General features: G+C 46.4%; 1 protein-coding gene. It reads left to right on the top strand.

Annotated elements, in window-relative coordinates; genetic code table 11:
- Positions 1-194 precede the first annotated feature (194 nt).
- Entirely contained in the window at positions 195-1,085 is an 891-nt protein-coding gene (ftsY, locus tag B7Y67_RS18895) for a signal recognition particle-docking protein FtsY (protein ID WP_293599947.1), read from the top strand.
- Positions 1,086-1,129 lie beyond the last annotated feature (44 nt).

The following is a 1,129-nucleotide window of genomic DNA, read 5'->3' as shown; positions in this document are numbered from 1 at the left end:
CCGCACAATCAACTTCAGCCCATTGGCAAGGACAAACTCATGGGTATTTGATGGGGCGGCCTCAGGAGTTGCCCAAGCGGCTGAGCAAGAGATCAGTAAAAAGAAGGAAAAACGCAATAAAGTGGAGCGCATCTGTAAGATCACCTATCCCAAGAATTTAATTGATAAGATGCAAGGATTAAATTGTATCGATTATGTTCGGCTTACGTAAAACCCTCGGATCCCTATTCAAATCGAATCAGACTGACGAAGCCTGGTTTGATGCCCTAGAAGAATCTCTCATTTTGAGTGATGTAGGCCTACCTACGACCGAACAACTGATTAGCAAACTTCGCAAGGCTGCCAAATCAGAAAATGCCAGTAGTCCAGAAGACCTAAAGCAACTACTGATTCAAGAGGTGGCAAGTCTCCTAAAGCCTTTGGAGCCAAGCCCTAACCCTTTATTTGTTCATGAACAAAAGACCACTCCGGAAATATGGCTAGTAATTGGCGTCAATGGTGCTGGTAAGACCACCACCATCGGCAAACTCTGCAAACTCTTTCAGTCACAAGGCAAGTCCGTCTTACTGGCAGCAGGCGATACTTTCCGGGCGGCTGCACGCAATCAGCTCCTGGAATGGGGTGGGCGCAACCAAGTCGACGTCATCATGCAAGAAAGTGGTGATGCTGCAGCCGTAGCGCATGATGCGATTCATGCTGCAGTGTCTCGTAAGAGCGATATTTTGATTATTGATACCGCGGGCAGATTAGCCACCCAAGACCATCTCATGGAAGAATTGAAGAAGGTTAAAAGAGTCATTGGCAAGGCCCTTCCTGGGGCCCCTCACCAGACTTTGCTCGTTCTTGATGGCAATACTGGTCAAAATGGTTTAAGCCAAGTAAAGGCCTTTCATGCTGCTTTAGGCCTATCAGCCTTAATCGTGACAAAGTTAGATGGCACCGCTAAAGGTGGAGTGATCTGTGCGCTTGCTCACACCCTCAAAGATGGGTCAAAACCAGCGGTTTTAGCCCTAGGCAAAGGTGAGGGAATTAACGATTTAGCCCCTTTCACTGCCGCACAATATTCTTCTGAATTATTCAATTAAATCATAGACTTATAGAAGTAAAAAACCATTAGCACTCTCTTGAC

The organism is Polynucleobacter sp. 35-46-11 (genome assembly GCF_002281105.1).
The sequence above is the reverse complement of the archived record's forward strand: the minus strand, read 5'-3'. Positions and strand labels throughout refer to the sequence as shown.